The sequence below is a fragment of the Reyranella sp. GW821-FHT14A01 genome (assembly GCF_058803965.1).
The window spans coordinates 68399-87999 of the sequence record NZ_JBXAPM010000013.1; the positions used below are offsets into that span (position 1 = coordinate 68399).

Genomic DNA, 19601 nt, shown 5'->3' on the forward strand with positions numbered 1-19601 from the left:
GCCGGAGTGTCGGTGATGGCGAAAGAGTCGTCAACAACGCCACTGCCATTTTGAAGAAATCGAAAGGTCCCTCGCTACGCTCGGGATGACAACGTTGTTGGATCGCACGCTGTGCGCTAAGGCAAAATTGTCATCCCGAGCGTAGCGAGGGACCTTTGCGTCATACGTGGCGGCGCTCAGCGCTTCGCCTGCCCCTCGCCCGTCTTGTCGCGCAGGCGGCGCATGCCGCGCAGCCAGCGGTCGCGGTCGAGCTTGCGCGTCATGTATTCCTTCACCTCGGGATGCGGCAGGATCAGGAAGCGTTCCTCGTCCATCGCCTCGATCACCGTCTGCGCCACCGCATCGGTGTTGATCACGCCGTCTACCGACGCCGCGGTCGCGCCGGCCATGCGCAGCATGTTGGTGTCGACGGCCTGCGGGCAGAGCACCGACACGCGGATGCCGCGGTCGCCATACTGGATCGACAGATGCTCGGCGAGCGCGACGCCCGCGTGCTTGGTGACGCCGTAGGGCGCCGAGCCCATCGAGGCCAGCAGGCCGGCCGCGCTCGCGGTGTTGAGCAGGTAACCCTCGCCGCGCTTCAGCATCTGCGGCACCAGCGCCCGCGCGGCATAGACATGCGCCATGACGTGGATGGCCCAAGAATCGGCCCAGTCCTTGTCGGTCGCATCCTCGTGGCCGCCACGGCCGATACCGGCATTGGAGAAGAAGATGTCGATCTCGCCGAACTTCTTCTCTGTCTCGGCGATCAGGCGCTTCACCTCGGACTCCTGGCCGATGTCGCCCGCCACCGCCAGCGCGCCGATGTCCTTGGCCACCTTGTCGAGCCGCTCGGCATCCCGATCGGCCACGACCAGCCCCTTGGCACCTTCCTTCGCATAGCGCCGCGCGATCGCCTCGCCGATGCCGCCCGCGGCGCCGGTGACGACGCAGACCTTGCCCTTGACCTTCATGTCAGCCCCACGATTGTTCGATCAATTCGATGTACTGCGCCCGGGTCGGCTGGCGCGGCGTCGAGAGATGGCAATGGTCGCCCAGCGCGCCGTCGGCGATCTTCTCGATCGTGTCCTGCGCCAGGCCCGCCGCGCCCAGGCCCTTCGGAATGCCCAGCCGCTCGTTGAGCGCCGCGACGGCATTGGCCACGCCGGCGGCGCTGGCTTCGCTTTCAGGCAGCCCCATCACCTGCGCCACGCGCTTGAACTTGTCGCCGACCGCCGGCTCGTTGAAGCGCAGCACCGCCGGCAGATAGATCGCGTTCAAGGTGCCGTGGTGCAGGCGGTAGCCCTTGAGGCCGCCGGTCGGATGCGAGAGCGCATGCACGGCACCCAAGCCCTTCTGGAAAACCATGGCGCCTTCCATGGCGGCCACCGCCATGTTGTAGCGTGCCTCGCGGTCCTGCCCGTCCCTGGTGGCGCGCTCGACATACTTCCAGGCCTTCTCCAGACCATCGAGCGCGATCGAATCGGCCGGCGGATTGAAGACGTTGGCGAGGAAGCATTCGATATTGTGCGTCAGCGCATCCATGCCGGTGCCGGCCGTGAGACGCGGCGGCAGGCTCATCGTCAGTTCGGGATCGATCAGCGCCAGCCGCGGGATCAGGTACGGGCTGCCGATGGCGAGCTTGCGGCCCGAATCCATGATGATGACGCCGCCGCGGCTCACCTCGCTGCCGGTGCCCGAGGTGGTCGGGATCGCGACCATCGGCGCCACCGCCGCGGTGATCTTGCCGGCGCCACCCTCGACGAAGGAATAGGCCTGCAGCGACGGACCGGGATGCGTGGCCATCAGCGCGACCGCCTTGGCGAGATCCATGGGCGAGCCGCCGCCGATGGCGATGATGCCGTCGCAGCCCTCGTCCTTGTAGATCTTCAGCGCGTCGCGCATGGCGGCCTCCGTCGGGTTCTCCGGCGTGCCGTCGTAGATCGTGATCGGCATGTTGCCGGGAAGCTGCTCCTTGACCTTGGCCCACAGGCCCGCCGCGATGACGCCCTTGTCGGTGACGATCAGGGGCCGGCGCATGCCCATGAGCTGCAGTTCGGACTCGAGCAGCTTCAGCGCACCGAAGTCGAACTGGATACGGGTCAGGTAGGTGATCAGGGCCATCCGTTGATTCCTCTCGATTTTGCGCGGAGCCTACGCGAGAAAAAGGACATGAGCGACACTCCCGTCCTGCGCACGGCCGGCATCGGCGATGCAGCCACGATCGCAGCCACCATCGCCGCCTCCTTCGCGCAGTATCGCTGCGTGCTCGTGCCGGAATCCGGCGCCTTCCGGGAGACCGCCGACGGCATCGCGGCCGAAATGGGCAAGGGCGCGGGGGCGATCGTCGCGGAGCGGAACGGCGAGATGGTGGGCTGCGTGCTGGTGGAAGAGATGGAAGGCGATCTCTATTTCGGCCGCCTCTCCGTCCTGCCGTCCTCGCGCGGGCTGGGGCTGGCCCAGCGATTGATCGAGGCCGTCGAAACCGAGGCTCACCGCCGCGGACTCGCGGGTGTCCGGCTCGGTGTGCGCATCGTCCTGGCCGACAACCAGCGCCTGTTCCAGGCGCTGGGCTATCGCGAGACCTCGCGCGAGGCCCATCCCGGCTTCGACCATCCGACCTCGATCAACATGCGCAAGCCGCTCCGTTGATCGGTCAGGCGGTCGTGCGGTCCGGCCGCAGGGCGTGGAGCACGATCAATCCGATGCCGAAGAGATGGGGCGTGTAGAACCGGACTTCCGCCGACGGATAGAGCACGAAGCGGATCGCCGCGCCGGCCAGCAGCGCCGCCAGCAGCAGGCTTGACCAACGATCTCCGTCCCGCCGCGCGAGCAGCAAGATCGCGATCAGGACCGCGGCCACACCGGCATGCATCCAGCCCAGATGGGAGACCCGGCCGATCTGGACCATGAGGACCTTGAAATAGAGGCCGGGATCGAAAGCCGGCCGGAAATCCGTCAGCACGTTCTGGAGCTCGACGAAATTGAAATAGAACTGAGGCCACCAGCCGATATGGCGGCTGGCGAGCATGTTCATCGCATAAGCGGTGGCGGAGCCGACGAACAGGACCAGCGCCGCACCGTACTGCCGGCGCAGTGCCAATGCGGCGCAGAGGACGACGTTCAGGACGATGCCGTCAGGCCGCAGCAGGACGGCCAGCAGAAAGCAGAAGACCGCCGGACGCACCCTGTCCGACAGAAGGGCCGCGAGGCCCGCGACAGAGGCGAAGGTGAAGACGGGATCGGGCGACACCATGCTGGCGAAGCTGCCCAGACCGAACAGCAGCACGATCGGCAGCCATGCGAGCGTGGCGATGCCGTCGAGACGCCAGGCGGCATGAACGAGGATCGCCAGGATGCCGATGGCGCTCGCCAGGCTCACCAGGACGATGGCGCGCACCGGGTCGGCCGCGAGGGCGACGAGTTTCAGCAGCAGGATATAGCCGTACTTGCTCTCGTAGAGCGGGAGCTGACTGAACAGCGCGGCCGGGTCGAGATATTGGGCCTCGGCGTAGCTGCCCGTCGTCAGATAGGCCAGCCCTTCGGGCGACAGGTGTGGCTTGATCGTCGCCCAGGTGCGGGCATGAAGGGCCGCGATGTCGACAGTGCCGTCGGGCGCGGTCGCGCCGGCCTTCAGGATCGCCATCGTGTAGGGAATCACGTCCCAGTCGAGCGCCGGGCGGGTGATCGCGAAATAAGCGAAATAGAGGGCGATCAAGGTGGCCAGGATGACCGAGACCAGGCGCCAGCCTCTCCAATCCGCAAGCGCGGTCATCATGAATTTTTCTCTCCCTGCAGGCAGTATGCGCGACCGTTTGACCGTTGAGCAACGGGGGGCGTGATCTGCTATTGTATAGTCATGAGCAGCCGCACCCCCCTTACCGGTCCCTCCGTCTGGCATGGCCAGGACATCAAGAATTCGTCGCGCTGGATTCGCAACCTGTCCCCCGAAGGGGTCGACGAACTCGACGCCGCCGTGAAGGGCCTGCGTGGCATGCCGTGGCAGCAGATCGTCCGCGGGGATTTTTACCTGCCCACGCTCGACGATCTCTTCGACGACATCGCCGACGAGCTGGAGAACGGCTCCGGCATCGTCAAGCTGCGCGGCGTTCCGGTCGACCGCTACGACGAAGAGGACCTGCGGCGCCTCTACTTCGCGATCGGCACGCATGTCGGCACGCCGGTGTTCCAGAACCGCACCGGCGAGCTGATGCGCGCCATCCGCGACGAGGGCGCCCATGTCGGCCGCACCTATGGCGAGACCAAGGACGAGAAGGGCTCGACCTTCCTTTCCTCCTATGCCCGCACCCTGACCAACGGCGCGCTGCGCTTCCACACCGATCGCACCGACGTCGTGACCCTGCTGTGCGTGCGCCAGGCGCGCGCCGGCGGCGTCAGCAAGCTCGCCTCGACGCCCGCCATCCACAACGCGATGCTGGAGCGCCGTCCGGACCTGCTCGAGCTGCTGTTCCAGGATTACTGGCGCAGCCGCTTCGGCGAGGAAGGCACCAAGAAGGACGGCGAGGCGACGACGCGCGAGACCGCCTACCCGCTACCGATCTTCGGCCTGCGCGACGGCAAGTTCACCTCGCACTATTCGCTGACCTTCATCGAGGCCGCGCAGATGGCGCCCGGCGTGCCGAAGCTCACCGACGCCCAGCGCGAGGCGATCGACATGCTGATGCAGACCGCCGAGGAACTGTGCTTCGAGATGACCCTCGAGCCCGGCGACCTGCAGCTGATCAACAGCCACGTCACCTATCACGGCCGCACGCCGTTCGAGGACGATGCCTCCTCGGGCAACGACCGCATGCTGCTGCGCCTCTGGCTCACCATGCGCAACAACCGCCCCCTGCCCAAGGGTCACGAGATCCTGTGGCAGGACATCGAAGCCGGCCGCCCCCGCGGCGGCATCCGCCAGGTCGAACTCTAGTTCTTCGCTGGGGGCGCGCCACTGCGCGCGGGGGTTACCCCGCGCGCAGTGGCGCGCCCCCAGCAATGATTGACTAGGAAATAATAATCGTATAGTTTCCTAGTCAACCAATGACCTCCGATCTCGAAACCCATCTCGGCTACTGGCTGCGCTTCGTGTCGAACCACGTCTCGCATGCCTTCAGCCTCAAGCTGCAGGCGCTCGATGTGACCGTGGCCGAGTGGGTCGTATTGCGCGCCCTGTTCGATGGCGACGGCATCCCGCCCAGTGTCCTGGCCGACCGGCTGGGCATGACGCGCGGCGCGATCTCCAAGCTGGCGGACCGGCTGATCGCCAAGGAGCTCATCGAGCGCACGGCCTCGACGGAGGACCGGCGGCAGCAGACCCTGTCGCTGACGGCGGCCGGACGGAAGCTGGTGCCCAAGCTGTCGGCGCTGGCCGACCGCAACGACGCGGAGTTCTTCGGCCACCTGAAACCTGCCGAGCGCGCGGCCCTGGAGAAGACGCTCCGGGACATCGTGCGCCGGCACGATCTCAAGACCATTCCCACCGAGTAGGACAGAGCCATGGATATCGCCGTCATCGAGGAATGCACCCGGGCCTCCCACGAGGAACGCATCACCTTCGGCGAGGTCGTGGGACGCCTGATCGCGGCCGGCGTCGAGCGCTATCACGTCGACCTCGTCCGCGGCGAGACGACCTACTTCATGCCCGACGGCCCGTCCCATCGCGTGACCTACAAGCCGTTCGAGACGCGACCGGCCGACGCCTTCTCGGCCGACGGCGTGCTGGCGGCAGTCCGGTCGATCCAGACCGGCAGGACCAAGTATCTCACCTTCTGCCACCAGATCCTGGAAGCCGGCTGCGTCGGCTACCTCGTCTCGATGTCGGGCCAGCGCGCCGTCTATTACGGCCGCAGCGGCGAGACCTATGTCGAGCCATTCCCCGGCAACCGTTAGCTTCCTTCGTTCGAGATGACCTCGCCGAACAGCTTCCAGGTATCGCCCTCGAAACGTTGAAGCTGCATGGACTGGATGGGATAGAAATCCGTCGGGCTGGTGTTGAGCTTGATGCCCGGCAGCAGCAGCGGCACTTCGAGGTTCTTCATCCCGGCAACCTGCTTCATCAGGTTGTCCCGAGTCAGCTCGTTGCCGCACCGCTTCAGCACTTCGTGCATCGTCGCCGACACCGCGTACGCATAGGTATAGAAGGCGTCGCCGGCATTGGCAGCCGGCAGGTACTTGGCCATCCACGCCTTCCACTCGACGAAGTCGGGCGTGTTGGCCCATTGCGGATCGGTCGGGTCCTTGTAATAGGCCGCGGTGATGATGCCCTGGCAGTTTTCCAGGCCGGCCGGCTTCAGCACGGCATCGACCGAGATCGAGACATTCACGAGATAGAAGGCGGGCTTCCAGCCGAGATCCGCCGCCTTGCGAATCGCCTGCGACGCGTGCTTGGGCGTGGCATGACAGAAGAAGACGGTCGCGCCGGAGCTCTTGAGCTGGATGATCTGGGAATCGACCGTGGGATCGGTGACCTCGTAGCTCACCGCGGCCGCGACCAGCTTCTCGTTCTCCTTGCCCAGGCCCTTCATGAAGCCCGAGACATAGTCCTTGCCGGAATCGTCGTTCAGCCAGAGCACACCGATCTTCTCGCCCTTGTGCTGGACCAGGATGTGCTTGGCGTAGATGCCGCTCTCCGTCACGTAGTCGGGCTGCCAGCCGATCGTCCACGGGAACTCCTTCGGATTGCCCCACTTGGACGCGCCGGTGCTGACGAAGAGCTGCGGCACCTTCTTCTGGTTCATGAACTTGTGGATCGCGGTGTTGCACGCCGTGCCGAGCGTCTGGAAGGTCGCGAAGACCTTGTCGTTCTCGACCAGCTTGCGCACCATCTCGACCGTCTTCGGCGGCGAGAAGCCGTCGTCGTAGGTGATGAAGTTGATCTTGCGACCGTTGATGCCGCCCTGGTCGTTCACCATCTTCCAGTAGGCTTCGATGCCCTTGCCGATCGTGCCGTAGGCCGATGCCGGGCCGCTATAGGGGCCGGTGTGGCCGAGCTTGATCTCGGTGTCGCTGACCCCGTCGGAATATTTCTTCTGCGCGAACGCCGCCTGGGTGCCGGCACCGGCAACGGCCGCCAGTGCAGAAGTACCGCTCACGAAAGTGCGCCTGTTGATAGCCACGGACGATCCTCCTTTATTGAAGTTGTCCGAAGCTTCACGCCCGTCATTGCGGAACAGAAGCTCGATCGTGGGTTGCTTTCCACGATACGAGCAGGGCCGCGTCAGCGTTTCTGGCGCAGCCTGCCGACGATGCCCGCCGGGAAGAAGTATACACAGAGAATGAAGGCGACCCCGAGCCACAGCAGCCAGCGGTCGGGATGGAACAGGTTGGCGAGCAGCGGCACGCCCGTCAGCGCCTTGTTGGCGATGGCCAGCAGGTCTTGCAGGTAGTTCTGCGCGAAGACCAGCAGCACCGCGCCGATCACCGCGCCGTACATCGTGCCCATGCCGCCGATCACCACCATCAGCAGGATATCGACCATGATGTCGAAGCTGAGCGTCGTGTCGGGATTGGTCTGGCTCGACCACAGGGCCAGCAATGCCCCGGCCAGCGCCGCCGTTGCAGCAGCGATGCAACTCGCGATGGTGCGGTAGACCACGGTGCGATAGCCGATCGCCTCGGCGCGGAACGGGTTCTCTCGGATCGCCATCAGCACGCTGCCGAACGGCGAGTTCACGATGCGCAGCAGGACCAGGATCAGCGCCAGCGACGCGGCATAGACGAGGTAGTAGTCGAGCAGCCTTCCGTTGAGCCGCACCCCGAACAGCGTGTCGCCGAACGAGAAGGACGCGCGCAGGGCCGCCGGCAACCGGTAGTTCAGCCCGTCCTCGCCGCCGGTCAGGTCGGAGAGCTGCGAGGCCAGGATCGCGAAGGCGCTGGCCACGGCGAGCGTGATCATGGCGAAGAAGATCGTGCGCACGCGCAAGCTGAACAGGCCGATCACCGTCGCCAGCACGATGGCGACGATCAGGCCCGCCACCACGCCGACGGCGACGGCATCCCACCCTGCCCCCATCCGCGTCAGCGAAATGGCGACGCCATAGGCACCGATGCCGAAGAACATCGTGTGGGCGAACGAGACGATGCCGGTATAGCCCAGCAGCAGGTCGAACGAGGCAGCCAGCACGATGAAGACGCAGATCTTGGCCGCGACGTTCAGCGATTTGGCGCCCGGGAACAGGAACGGCGCGACCGCCAGCCCCACCAGGATGGCGACCAGCGCCAGCGCCAGCCAGCGGCTCTTAGGCAGGTCATCGGACAGGATCGAGCGAAGCATGGCCCTACCTCTTCGCCACGGGATAGAGGCCCTGCGGCCGCCACAGCAGGACCAGCGCCATCAGCAGGATGTTGGAGCCCAGCGCCACCTTCGGCGCCAGGAAGCCGATGTAGTTGGCCGTCAGCCCGACCAGCAGCGCGCCGACGAAGCAGCCGCCCACCGATCCCAACCCGCCGATGATGATGACGATGAAGACCAGCACGGCGACCTGGGCGCCGATCGTCGCCGTCACCGTCTCCTGGTAGAGCCCCCACATGGCGCCGCCCAGCCCCGCCAGCGCCGAGCCGACCACGAACACGCCGACGAACAGGCGGCGGATGCGATAGCCCAGCGCCTCGACCATCTCGCCGTTCTCGACGCCGGCCCGGATCAGCAGGCCGAGCCGCGTGCGGTTGAGGGTGAGCGCCAGGGCGGCGAACACGACCAGCCCGACCACGACGGCCAGCACACGATATTTCTCGATCGCCACGTCGCCGAACAGGAAGGCGCCGCGCAGCGCCGTCGGCCGGCTGAGCGTGATCTGGTCGGGCCCCCAGATCACCTTGAGGAGCTGTTCGGCCACGATCAGGCCGCCGGTCGTCACGAGAATCTGCTTCAGGTGCTGGCCATAGACCGGCCGCACGATGACCCGCTCGAAGCCGAGGCCCAGCACGCCGCTCACCACCATCGCCGCCAGCACGGCCGGCCCGATCGCTGCGAGGTTGAGCCAGATCGAATCGGAGGTCATCCAGGGCGACAATGCCAGCATGACGCTCGCCGCCACGAAGGCGCCGACTGCAATGAACGCGCCATGGCCGAAGTTCAGCACGTCCATCAGCCCGAAGGTGAGCGTGAGGCCCGAGGCCATGATGAAGATCATCAGGCCCATCGCGAGTCCCGCGACGGTGAGCGTCACCCAGCTCGCCGGCGAGCCGATCAGCGGCAAGGCGCCGATCATCAGCGCCGGAATGAGCAGCAGCGGAAGCCAGTCGCGTTTCATGCGCTGGGGGCGCGCCACTCCAGTGGCGCGATCTTCTCGTTGCAACATCCCATGACGCGCCACTGGAGTGGCGCGCCCCCAGCAAAAGAACTCATTGATGTTCCCCCATACCCAACCCGAGCAGATGCTGCTGCAACGCGGAGTCGGCGGCGAAAGCGGCCATGCTGCCCTGGTGCGCCACCTTACCGTCATCCATCACCGCGACAGAGTCGCCGAGCTGCCGGGCGAAGGCGAAGTTCTGCTCGACCACCAGCAGGGTCGACTCGCCATCCTTCAGCTCGCGGAAGGCATCGATCATGTTGGCGATGATGGCCGGCGCCAGGCCCTTGGTCGGCTCGTCGATCAGCAACAGGCGGCGCGGCTCGATGATGGCGCGCGCCACCGCCAGCATCTGCTTCTGGCCGCCCGACAGATGTCCCGCCGGCAGGGTCCAGAACCGCTTCAGCGCCTCGAAGCGCGCGAAGATCCAGTCGAGTCGCTTCTGATCGGGCGGACCCGAGCGTGCCGCCAGGATGACATTTTCCTGCACCGTCAGGTCGGCGAAGATCGCCATGCTCTCCGGCACATAGGCGATACCCAGCCGCGCGATGTCGGGCGTCGCCAGATGCGTGATGTCGCGCCCGTCGAAGCGGATCTCGCCCGCCGCCGCGCGCCACATGCCCATGATGGTGCGCAACGTCGTGGTCTTCCCCGCCCCGTTGCGCCCCAGCAGCATCGTGAGCCCGCCCTCGGCCACGTCGAACTCGACGCCGTGCAGGATGTGATAGCGCCCGATGTTCGTCTGAACACCGCGCAGGGAGAGCAAGGTCGTCATTTGCTGGGGGCGCGCCACTCCAGTGGCGCGTCTTCGCTTGTTACAGACAATGATCGCGCCACTGGAGTGGCGCGCCCCCAGCGAAGATCTTCACGCATCGACGGCTCCACCCAGATAGGCCCCGCGCACGATGTCGGAGTTGATGACCTCGGCGGGCTTGCCGTCGGCCACCAGTCTGCCCTGGTGCAGCACGACGATGCGGTCGGAGAGCGAGCGCACTACATCCATCTTGTGCTCGACCAGCAGGATGGTCTTGTCGCCGCGCTTCTTGATGGACGCGATGATGTCGAGGATGGTCGGGACCTCGTCGATGCTCATGCCGGCGGTCGGCTCGTCGAACATGAAGACGTCGGGCTCGAGTGCCAGCAGGATCGCGACCTCGAGCTTGCGCTGGTCGCCGTGCGGCAGGGTCGCCGCGATCGCCTGGGCGCGGTCCGCCAGCGACACGGCGGAGAGATGCGCCATCGCCTGGTCGATCAGCTCGCGATGCGTGAGGGTGCGGCTGAACAGGTCGTAGCCCTTGCCGCTCTTCACCTGCACCGCCAGCCGCACGTTTTCGAGCGTGCTGAGGTTGGGGAAGAGATTGGTGAGCTGAAACGCCCGCCCGAGCCCAAGCCGCGTCCGGCGAGGCGCCGCGAAGCCGGTAATGTCCTCGCCGTTCAGCGTCACGCGACCCGACGTGGCCGGGAGCTGCCCGGAGATCAGGTTGAAGTAGGTCGTCTTGCCCGCCCCGTTGGGCCCGACGATCGAGGTGAGCGTGCCCTTCCCGAAGGCGCACGACACCCCGTCGACGGCCGCGTGTCCGCCGAAGCGGATGGTGAGGTTTTCGGTCGCTAGCATTCGTCGATGCAAAGCAAGTTTGTCATCCCGAGGCCGTAGGCCGAGGGACCTTTACTGTCCAGCAAAGGTCCCTCGCTGCGCTCGGGATGACAATCTTCGCGTCAGCGCTTGTTCTTGATCGGCAGCGTCATCTCGCTGGCCGGGATCACGCGCACCAGTTCGAGCAGGTCGACATTGTCCGGCGCATCCTTCTTCATGCGCCAGTGATACATCTCCTGCAGGGCCTGGTGGTCTTCCTTGCGGAAGGTCATCGTGCCCTTGGGCGTGTCGAAGCTCATGCCCTCCATCGCCGCGATCAGTTTCTCGCTGTCGGTCGACTTGGCCTTCTTCACCGCCTCGACGAGCGCGATGGCGGCGCTCATGCCGCCCGCCACGAAGAAGTCCGGCGGCACGCCGTTGTTCTTCTTCTTGTATTCGGTGACCAACCAGTCGTTCACCGGGTTCTTGGGGAAGCCCCAATAGTAGTAGATCGCGCCTTCGAGGCCGGGGAACTGCTTCCAGCCGGCCATCACCGGCAGCAGGTTACCGCCCGGCGCCATCTCGATGCCGAAGCGCTCGGGCTTCAGGTCCATCAGCTTCGGCAGCGGATGGGCGCCGGCCCACACCACGACCACGACCTTGCGGCCGGGCTTGTCCTTCAGCGCGTCGAAGATGCGCTGCGCCGAGGCCGTGAAGTCGGTCGTGGCCTGCGGGGCATATTCCTCGTGCACGATCTTGGCCTTGGAGCCGACAGCGGCAAGTGCTGCCTTCACCGCCGCGACGCCGTCCTTGCCGAAGGCATAGTCCTGGGCGAGCGTAGCGATGCTGATGTTCTCGTCCTTCAGGGTCGCGGCGGAAGCCAGCGCGTCCTGCGTCGAGTTGCGCCCGGTGCGGAAGATGTAGCGGTTCCACTTCTCGCCGGTGATCTGGTCGGCCACGGCCGGCTCGACGATCAGCAGCTTCTTGTATTCCTCGGCGACCGGCAGCATGGCCAACGCGCCGGCCGAGCCGGTCGTGCCGACGGCGATGTCGACCTTGTCGTCGCCATAGGCCTGCTCGAGGGCGGCCTTGGCGAGGTCGGGCTTGAACTGGTCGTCCTTCAGGATGACCTGGATCTTGCGGCCATCGACTTCCATCGTGCCCTTGGTCGCGTATTCCAGGCCCAGCATGAAGCCGGCCTCGGTCTGGCGCGCATAGGCCTCGAGCGGACCGGTCTTGCTGTAGATCAGCGCCACCTTGAGCGGGGGCTGCTGGGCGACCGCTGGACCGGCCAGAAGCAGGCCGGTCAGCGCCAGAAATGAACGACGGATCATTTTAAGAACCTCCCTAGAGGAGGCTCTTCTAATCGATGATCGCGGCTTGCACCATCGTGCGGAATTGATTCCGCAGCGCCACCCGGTCGGGATCGCTCACCTGCACCATGTAGATGGCCGTCAGCTCGTTCTTGGGGTCGACCCAGAAGAGCGTTCCGGCATTGCCGGCCCAGCCATATTCCCCGACCGAGCCCGGCAAAGCCGCCTCGCCTGTCATCGTTCTGACTTCAAAACCCAGCCCGAAACCCAGGCCCGGCGGGCGGCCCGGCCGCTCGCCGGTATGGTCGGCCGCCATGAAGGCCAAGGTCTGCTTGCCGACCAGGCGCTTGCCGTTCAGTTCGCCGCCGTTCACCAGCATGGACGCGAACCGCAGATAGTCGTCCATCGTGGAGGTGAGGCCGCCGCCGCCGGATTCGAACTTGGCGCCATCGTCGACCTTGAAGCGCGGCGTCATCGGCTGTCCGCCGGGACGCGGCCCGGGCTGGGCGGCGCGCGCGACCTTGGCGGCCGGCACCTGGAACTGCGTGTCGACCATGCCGAGCGGCTTGAAGATGCGCTCCGACAGCGACTCGCCCAGCGGGCGCTTGTCGATCACCTCGACGAGGCGGCCCAGCACGTCGGTCGAGACGCCGTATTCCCAGCGCGCGCCCGGCGAGAAGCGCAGCGGCAGGGTCGAGAGCTTGGTGACGAACTCCTCGTTGCTCATCGAGCGGTCGCCGATCTTCGAGGCGACATAGGCCTGGTTGACCAGCGACGCGCCGCGGCCGCCATAGATCAGGCCGGACGTGTGACGCAGCAGATCCTGCACCGTCATCGGCCGCTCGGGGTCGGAGAGGAGCATCGTGGGCGTGCCGTCGGCGCTCATCTTCTCCTGCGCGACCTTCATCTTAGCCAGCTCCGGCAGGAACTTGGACACCGGGTCGCTGACCTGCAGCCGTCCCTCCTCCACCATCTGCATGACCGCCAGGCTGACGATCGGCTTGGTCATGGAATAGATGCGGAAGATCGAATCGGCCTTCATCGGATCGGGTGACGCTGCGGGATCGCGCTTGCCGAGCGTCGATACCCACGCGACCTTGCCGCGCCGCGCCACCAGCATGACCGCGCCGGGCACCAGCCCATCGTCGACATGCTTCTGCGTCGCCGCTTCGAGCCGCTTCAACTGCACCGACGAAAGCCCGACATCCTCAGGCTTCGCCGCCATCGGCAGCACCCAGCCCTCGGCATGAGCAGTCGGAGCGAGCATTGCTCCGGCAAAGGCAAATGACGCGAGCCCTACGGCCGCGACGGCAACTCTCTTCATGGCGTTTCTCCCGGTATGTTTTGCCGGAGCATACGCCGCCGAGAGCGCGCTATTCCAGTGGCAGGCGTCTCGCAGAATGAAGGATCCTTCGCTGCGCTCAGGATGACACTTTGCGCTATTTCAAAAACCAGTGTCATCCTGAGCGCAGCGAAGGATCCTTGTCTCGCATCTACAGCAGTGCTCGCTTGAAGGCATGACGCGCCATCGGAGTGGCGCGCTCCCAGCGCTCATGCCTGCAAACGCCCTTCGAGAAGCGGGCGTTCGCGCTGGAAGAGCGCGATGACCTCGTCCATCACGGCGCGCACTCTCGGCAGGGCGCGCAGGTCGCGATGGACCAGCAGCCACTGGTCGGCGAAGACGTCAGGGATGATGCCGCCGATCCGGCGCAGCATCAGGTCGGGATCGGCGAGATGGCAGGGCAGGACGGCGAGGCCGGCGCCGGTCCGCGTCGCCTCGTGCAGGACCAGCCAGTTGTTGCCGCGGACCTCGGGCCGGCGGCCGCCGCGATAGTCCAGCAGCCAGCTCTGTCCGGTCATCCGGATATGATCGTCGTCGAAGCCGACCCAGGGCATTGCGGCCAACGCCGCTTGGGTGGACTTCTTCACAGCGAGCGTCCGCGCGGCATAGATCGCGAAGGCGACGCGGCCCAGCTTGCGGGCCACGATGCCGCCCAGCTCCGGCACCTGCTCGCGGATCAGGAGATCGGCCTCGCGGCGCGACAGGTTGGCCAGCGTATGGCTCGAGATCACCTCGAACTCGATCTGCGGCAGCCTGGCTCTCAGCTCGGCGGAATAGCGGGCGATCAGCGCGGCGGTCGCCTCCTCGGCCGACAGGCGCACCGTGCCGCTCACCGTGTCGCTGAGGCCGGCGCTGCGGCGGTGGATGGACTGCGCCGCCTTCTCCATCGCCTCGGTGTCGGCCAGCAGCTCCTCGCCGGCGCTGGTCGGCACGAAGCGGTCGGGCAGCCGGTCGAACAGGCGGGCGCCGATCTGCGTTTCCAGCGCCTGCACGCGGCGCGACACGGTCGGATGGCTGACGCCCAGAGCCTTGGCAGCCATCGTCAGCGTGCCGCCGCGGGCCAGGGCCAGGAAAATGCGAAGATCGTCCCAGTTGGGGTCCATGTTCAGAATTGTACAGTGGGCTTTCCGAAATGTGGACTGACGAATACCGGTGTTCGCCCTAGCATCCGATCATGCACATCGAACCCCGCCTGCTGGTTTTCACCAAGGGCGTCCGCGCCCGCATCGCCGCCACCGTCGCCATCGGCCTGCTGGGCGTCGGATGCGGCATCGCCCGGCTCGGCCTTCTCGGCTGGCTGATCGGCCAGATCTTCGTCGGGCGGCCGCTGCAGGAGCTGGTGTGGCCGATCCTGCTGATCGCCGCGGTGATGGTGCTGCGCGGCGCGGCGGAGCATTGGCGGGCGGTGATGGCGCATGAGACGGCGGCGCGGGTGCAGAAGGTCCTGCGCCGCACGCTCTACGACAAGGTGGCCTCGCTCGGTCCGGCAACCGTGGGCCGGCAGCGCTCGGGCGGCCTCACCCTGTCGATGATCGACGGCGTGGAACAGCTCGAAACCTATTTCGGCCAGTTCCTGCCGCAGTTCCTGATCGCGCTGCTGACGCCGATCCTGATCTTCGTCGTGATCTCCTTCATCGACCTGCCGGTGGCACTGGTCATGTTGGGCTTCGCGCTGGTGGCGCTTTTCGCCCCCGCGCTCTGGCACAAGTGGGACGTTCGGGCCTCGATTGCGCGCATGACGGCCTACAAGTCGTTCGCCGCGGAGTTCCTCGATTCGATCCAGGGCCTCGCAACCTTGAAGGCCTTCGGCCAGGGCAAGACTCGCGCTGACAAGCTGGAGGTCGAGGCGCGCGATCTCTTCCGCCGCACCATGTGGGTGCTGGGCACCAACTCGCTGGCGCGCGGCATCACCGACACGTCGATCGCAGGCGGCGCGGCGGCGGCGCTGATCTACGGCGCCTCGAGGGTAGAAGCCGGATCGATGACGCTGACGGCGCTGCTCATCATCCTGATGCTGGGCATCGAAATCTTCCGGCCGATGCGCGAACTGCGCTCGGTGCTGCACCAGGGCATGGTCGGCCTCTCGGCCGCGCAAGGCATCTACCGCATCCTCGACGACACGCCGTCGGTGATCGATCCGGCGCCGGCGCGGCTCGACGGGCTGCTGGCGCCCACCATCGCCTTCGAGGATGTGCGCTTCGCCTATCCCGGCACGCGCCGCACCGTGCACGAGCGGCTGAACTTCACGGCCGCCGCCGGCGAGCGGCTGGGCCTCGTCGGCTCCTCGGGTGGCGGCAAGTCGTCGATCGTGCGCCTGCTGCTGCGCTTCTACGATCCCGACCAGGGCCGCATCCTGCTGGGCGGCCACGACCTGCGGACGCTCTCCTTCGCGCAGATCCGCTCGCTGATCTCGGTGGTGAACCAGGACACGTTCCTGTTCCATGGCACCGTCGAGGAGAATATCCGCCTGGGCCGGCCCGGCGCCTCCCGCGAGGAGCTGGAGGACGCCGCCCGCGCCGCCAACATTCACGACTTCATCGAAAGCCTGCCGCAGGGCTACGCGACGATCATCGGTGAGAAGGGCATCAAGCTCTCCGGTGGCCAGCGCCAGAGGGTCGCCATCGCCCGCGCGCTGCTGCGCGACACGCCGATTCTCGTGCTCGACGAAGCCCTCTCCGCCGTCGATGCCGAGAACGAGGCAGTAATCCAGGAGGCGCTCGACCGGCTGATGCAGGGCCGCACGACCTTGATCCTGGCGCATCGCCTGTCGAGCGTCATCGACTGCGACCGCATCCTCGTGCTGGATCGCGGCCATGTCGCCGAGGAAGGAAGGCACGATGCGCTGATGAGCCGGGGCGGCGTCTATTCGCAGCTCATGGCCGAACAAGCGCGCGAGCAGCAGGCCGGCGTCACGATCGATTCCCTTGCCGCGCCGCAGCGCGCCGAGACGATCGCCAGCACGTCGGGCGGCGCGATGAAGCCCGTCACCGAAGGCATCATCAAGGCCGAGGGCCTCACCTGGTACCAGGTCGTGGTCGCCCTGATGAAGGTCATCATGCCGTGGAAGGGCAAGCTCACCGCCACCTTCGTCCTGGGCGTGGCGCGCGTCGTCGCCTTCATCGGCATCGGCGTGCTCTCGGCGCTGATCGTGCTGGCGCTCAAGAACCACCAGCCTTATGGCGGCCTCGCCATCGCGCTGGCGATCCTCGCGCCGGTCTCGGGCATCCTGCACTGGTTCGAATCCTGGCTGGCGCACGACATGGCGTTCCGCCTGCTGGCCGAGATGCGCATCGACGCCTTCCGCAAGCTCGACGCGCTGGCGCCCGCCTATCTCACGCGCCGCCGCACCGGCGATCTGATGGCGCTGGCCACGCACGACATCGAGCTGGTCGAGTATTTCTTCGCCCACACGGTGGCGCCGGCCTTCGTCGCCATCCTGATCCCCGCCGCCGTGGTGATCGCGCTCGCGGCAAACAGCGGCTGGCTGGCGATCACCCTGGTGCCGTTCCTGCTGGCCGTCGGCCTCAGCCCGTTCCTGATGCGCAAGCGTGTGGATCGGCTGGGCAGCCAGGCGCGCGAGGCGGCCGGCGAACTCGGCGCCTTCGCCGTCGACTCGGTCCAAGGGCTTGGCGAGATCGTCGCCAACCAGCAGGAGCGTGCGCGCGGCGACCGGCTCGACGAACTGTCGCAGCGCCACATCTCGCTGCGCCTGCCCTTCTTCAGCGAGCTGACGATGCAGCACGCCATCCTCGAGGTGCTGACGGGCCTCGGTGGTCTCGCCATCGTCGTGGTCGGCGCGATCCTCGCCTCGCATGGCGCGCTCGATCCCGGCCTGCTGCCGCTGATGACCATCCTTGCCATGTCGGCTTTCCTGCCGGTCTCGGAGATCGCACAGATCGGCCGCCAGCTTGCCGACACGCTGGGCGCGACGCGGCGCGTCTATGCGCTGGCCAACGAGCCGATCCCGGTGCGCGACGGCAAGGGCGTGCCGGCCAGGCACGGTGCGGCGGCGCTGGAACTCGATCAGGTGAACTTCACCTATCCCGGCCAGACGCGGCGGGCGCTGTCCGACGTCAGCTTCGCCATTCCCGCCGGCAAGACGGTGGCGCTGGTGGGGACGTCGGGCGCCGGCAAGACCACGACGGCGCAGTTGCTGATGCGCTTCTGGGATCCCGACTCCGGCCGCATCACGCTGAACGGCGCGGACCTGCGCGACTACAAGCTCGACGAACTGCGCGGGCTCGTCGCGCTCGTGGCGCAGGACACCTACCTTTTCAACGACACGCTGCGCGCCAACATCCTGATCGCGCGGCCCGAGGCGACGGAGGCCGAACTGCTGGCCGCCATCGAGCATGCCTCGCTGGGCGAGCTGGTCGCCGCACTGCCGCAGGGCCTCGATTCGCCCGTCGGCGAGCGCGGCACCAGCCTGAGCGGCGGTCAACGTCAACGCGTCGCCATCGCGCGCGCCTTTCTGAAGGACGCGCCCATCCTGATCCTCGACGAGGCGACCTCGCATCTCGACGCGGTGAACGAACAGGCCGTGCGCCGCGCACTCGATGTGCTGAAGGCCGACCGCACGACCATCGTCATCGCCCATCGTCTTTCGACGGTGCGCGACGCCGACCTGATCGTGGTGCTCGACGAGGGCCGCGTGGCGGAAAGTGGAACGCACGCCTCGCTCCTTGCGCGTGGCGGACTCTACGCACGATTGGTGTCGCGCCAGCTTGCGGCCGTCTATGCGCCGGCTGCACAGTGAGGGGATGAAGCGTACCCGCCAACTCCATATCAATCTCTTCATCCAGAGCCGCGGCCATCACGAAGCGTCGTGGCGGCATCCCGGTTCCTCCCCGCTGGCGCTGACCGACATCGAGTATTTCCGCGATGTCGCCCGGCGCGCCGAGGCCGGCCTCTTCGATTCGATCTTCCTGGCAGACCAGCTCGCTTTGGCCGATACCGTGGCGCATGCCGCCAGCACCTGGCTGGAGCCGATCACGACGCTGGGCGCGCTCGCCGGCTCGACCAGCCGCATCGGCCTGATCGCCACGGCCTCGACCACCTATTCGGAGCCCTTCAACCTCGCGCGCCAGTTCGCCTCGCTCGACCATATCAGCGGCGGCCGGGTCGGCTGGAACATCGTGACCTCCTGGCTCGCGCCGGCGGCGCGCAACTTCGGCGGCACCGGGCTGGTGAGCCACGACGAACGCTACGAGCGCGGCGAGGAGTTCGTGCAGGTCGCGAAGGCGCTGTGGGACAGCTGGGCCGACGATGCCGTGCTCGACGATCGCGCCAGCGGCCACTACGCACGGGCCGACCGCATCAAGCCGATCGACCACGAGGGCAAGTTCTATCGCGTGGCCGGCCCGCTCAACATGCCGCGCGGTCCGCAGGGACGCCCCGTGTTCGTGCAGGCAGGCTCGTCCGACACCGGCCGCCGCTTCGCCGCGCGCCATGCCGAGGCGGTGTTCACTGCGCAGATGGAGAAGAGCACGGCGCAGGAGTTCTATGCCGACCTGAAGAAGCTGGCGGCGGCGGAAGGCCGTCCCGCCGAGCATGTGCTAATCCTGCCCGGCCTCAGCCCGGTGATCGCCTCGACCGAGATGGAGGCCAAGCGGCTGGCGAAGGAACTGAACGAGCTCACCGATCCCGAAGTCGGGCGCAAGCGCCTGAGCGGGCGGTTCGGCGGCCACGATTTCTCGCACCTGCCGCTCGACCGGCCGCTCACGGAAGAGGACTTCCCCGATCCCGGCACGGTCCAGGCCGCGCGCAGCCGCACCGAAGTGATCGTGGGGCTGGTCCGTCGCGAGAAATTCACACTGCGCCAGTTGCTGGCCTATCTCGCCGGCGCCCGCGGCCATTACACCACCGCGGGCACGCCCGAGCAGATCGCCGACCTGATCGAGGACTGGTTCAACGACGGCGCCGCCGATGGCTTCAACCTCATGCCGCCCCTGCTGCCCTCGATGCTCGACGTGTTCGTGGCGGAGGTCGTGCCGATCCTTCAGAAGCGCGGGCTTTTCCGCAGCGCCTATGAGGGCACCACCCTGCGCGATCATTTCGGCTTGCCGCGGCCGGGGACTGCGTCATCCTGAAGACGTGAGTCC

17 protein-coding genes are annotated in these 19601 nt (G+C 66.7%); 6 read left to right on the plus strand and 11 right to left on the minus strand.

Annotation, left to right across the window (positions count from 1 at the left end):
- Positions 1-176: 176 nt before the first annotated feature.
- On the minus strand, positions 177-953 hold the full coding sequence (locus AC1ROX_RS22810) for an SDR family oxidoreductase (RefSeq protein ID WP_493129429.1): 777 nt from the start codon (positions 951-953) through the stop codon (positions 177-179).
- A gap of 1 nt (position 954) precedes the next feature.
- Positions 955-2103, minus strand: a complete 1149-nt coding sequence (gene gbd / locus AC1ROX_RS22815; RefSeq protein WP_493129431.1) for a 4-hydroxybutyrate dehydrogenase — start codon at positions 2101-2103, stop codon at positions 955-957.
- 48 nt (positions 2104-2151) lie between these two features.
- On the opposite strand from gbd, the gene AC1ROX_RS22820 reads away from it, so the two are divergent.
- Positions 2152-2631: a GNAT family N-acetyltransferase gene (locus AC1ROX_RS22820; protein WP_493129433.1), complete on the plus strand. Its 480-nt coding sequence runs from the start codon at positions 2152-2154 to the stop codon at positions 2629-2631.
- A 4-nt stretch (positions 2632-2635) separates the two neighbouring features.
- Here the strand turns inward: AC1ROX_RS22820 and AC1ROX_RS22825 are convergent, their stop codons facing one another.
- A complete protein-coding gene (locus AC1ROX_RS22825; RefSeq protein WP_493129435.1) occupies positions 2636-3757 on the minus strand; it encodes a hypothetical protein in 1122 nt (373 codons plus the stop codon).
- Between the two features lie 81 nt (positions 3758-3838).
- Between AC1ROX_RS22825 and AC1ROX_RS22830 the strand changes: the two genes are divergently transcribed.
- The 3 genes from AC1ROX_RS22830 to AC1ROX_RS22840 all read left to right on the plus strand — a co-directional run bounded on the left by AC1ROX_RS22830 (position 3839) and on the right by AC1ROX_RS22840 (position 5871).
- A complete protein-coding gene (locus tag AC1ROX_RS22830) occupies positions 3839-4912 on the plus strand; it encodes a TauD/TfdA family dioxygenase (protein WP_493129437.1) in 1074 nt (357 codons plus the stop codon).
- A 110-nt stretch (positions 4913-5022) separates the two neighbouring features.
- Complete coding sequence (locus tag AC1ROX_RS22835) at positions 5023-5469, plus strand: MarR family winged helix-turn-helix transcriptional regulator (RefSeq protein ID WP_493129439.1); 447 nt, start codon at positions 5023-5025, stop codon at positions 5467-5469.
- Positions 5470-5478: 9 nt separating this feature from the next.
- Positions 5479-5871: a DUF1398 domain-containing protein gene (locus AC1ROX_RS22840; protein ID WP_493129441.1), complete on the plus strand. Its 393-nt coding sequence runs from the start codon at positions 5479-5481 to the stop codon at positions 5869-5871.
- On the opposite strand, the gene AC1ROX_RS22845 is transcribed toward AC1ROX_RS22840, so the two are convergent.
- The 8 genes from AC1ROX_RS22845 to AC1ROX_RS22880 all read right to left on the minus strand — a co-directional run bounded on the left by AC1ROX_RS22845 (position 5868) and on the right by AC1ROX_RS22880 (position 14603).
- Positions 5868-7097, minus strand: a complete 1230-nt coding sequence (locus AC1ROX_RS22845; protein ID WP_493129443.1) for an ABC transporter substrate-binding protein — start codon at positions 7095-7097, stop codon at positions 5868-5870. The two genes, AC1ROX_RS22840 and AC1ROX_RS22845, sit on opposite strands and share 4 nt — an antisense overlap.
- Positions 7098-7198: 101 nt before the next feature.
- On the minus strand, positions 7199-8254 hold the full coding sequence (locus tag AC1ROX_RS22850; protein WP_493129445.1) for a branched-chain amino acid ABC transporter permease: 1056 nt from the start codon (positions 8252-8254) through the stop codon (positions 7199-7201).
- Positions 8255-8258: 4 nt separating this feature from the next.
- Positions 8259-9233 (minus strand): branched-chain amino acid ABC transporter permease, encoded by a 975-nt coding sequence (locus AC1ROX_RS22855; protein WP_493129447.1) that lies wholly within the window; start codon positions 9231-9233, stop codon positions 8259-8261.
- Positions 9234-9324: 91 nt separating this feature from the next.
- A complete protein-coding gene (locus tag AC1ROX_RS22860) occupies positions 9325-10047 on the minus strand; it encodes a branched-chain amino acid ABC transporter ATP-binding protein (protein ID WP_493129450.1) in 723 nt (240 codons plus the stop codon).
- A gap of 90 nt (positions 10048-10137) precedes the next feature.
- Positions 10138-10887, minus strand: a complete 750-nt coding sequence (locus AC1ROX_RS22865; protein ID WP_493129452.1) for an ABC transporter ATP-binding protein — start codon at positions 10885-10887, stop codon at positions 10138-10140.
- 101 nt (positions 10888-10988) lie between these two features.
- Positions 10989-12179, minus strand: a complete 1191-nt coding sequence (locus AC1ROX_RS22870) for a substrate-binding domain-containing protein (protein WP_493129456.1) — start codon at positions 12177-12179, stop codon at positions 10989-10991.
- A 28-nt stretch (positions 12180-12207) separates the two neighbouring features.
- Positions 12208-13482 (minus strand): serine hydrolase domain-containing protein, encoded by a 1275-nt coding sequence (locus tag AC1ROX_RS22875; RefSeq protein ID WP_493129458.1) that lies wholly within the window; start codon positions 13480-13482, stop codon positions 12208-12210.
- A gap of 227 nt (positions 13483-13709) precedes the next feature.
- Positions 13710-14603, minus strand: coding sequence for a LysR family transcriptional regulator (locus AC1ROX_RS22880; protein WP_493129460.1), 894 nt, complete (start codon positions 14601-14603; stop codon positions 13710-13712).
- 71 nt (positions 14604-14674) lie between these two features.
- Here AC1ROX_RS22880 and AC1ROX_RS22885 point away from each other — a divergent pair, with 71 nt between their 5' ends.
- Complete coding sequence (locus tag AC1ROX_RS22885) at positions 14675-18256, plus strand: ABC transporter ATP-binding protein (protein WP_493129462.1); 3582 nt, start codon at positions 14675-14677, stop codon at positions 18254-18256.
- A 4-nt stretch (positions 18257-18260) separates the two neighbouring features.
- Positions 18261-19589, plus strand: coding sequence for an LLM class flavin-dependent oxidoreductase (locus tag AC1ROX_RS22890; RefSeq protein WP_493129464.1), 1329 nt, complete (start codon positions 18261-18263; stop codon positions 19587-19589).
- Positions 19590-19601: the final 12 nt, after the last annotated feature.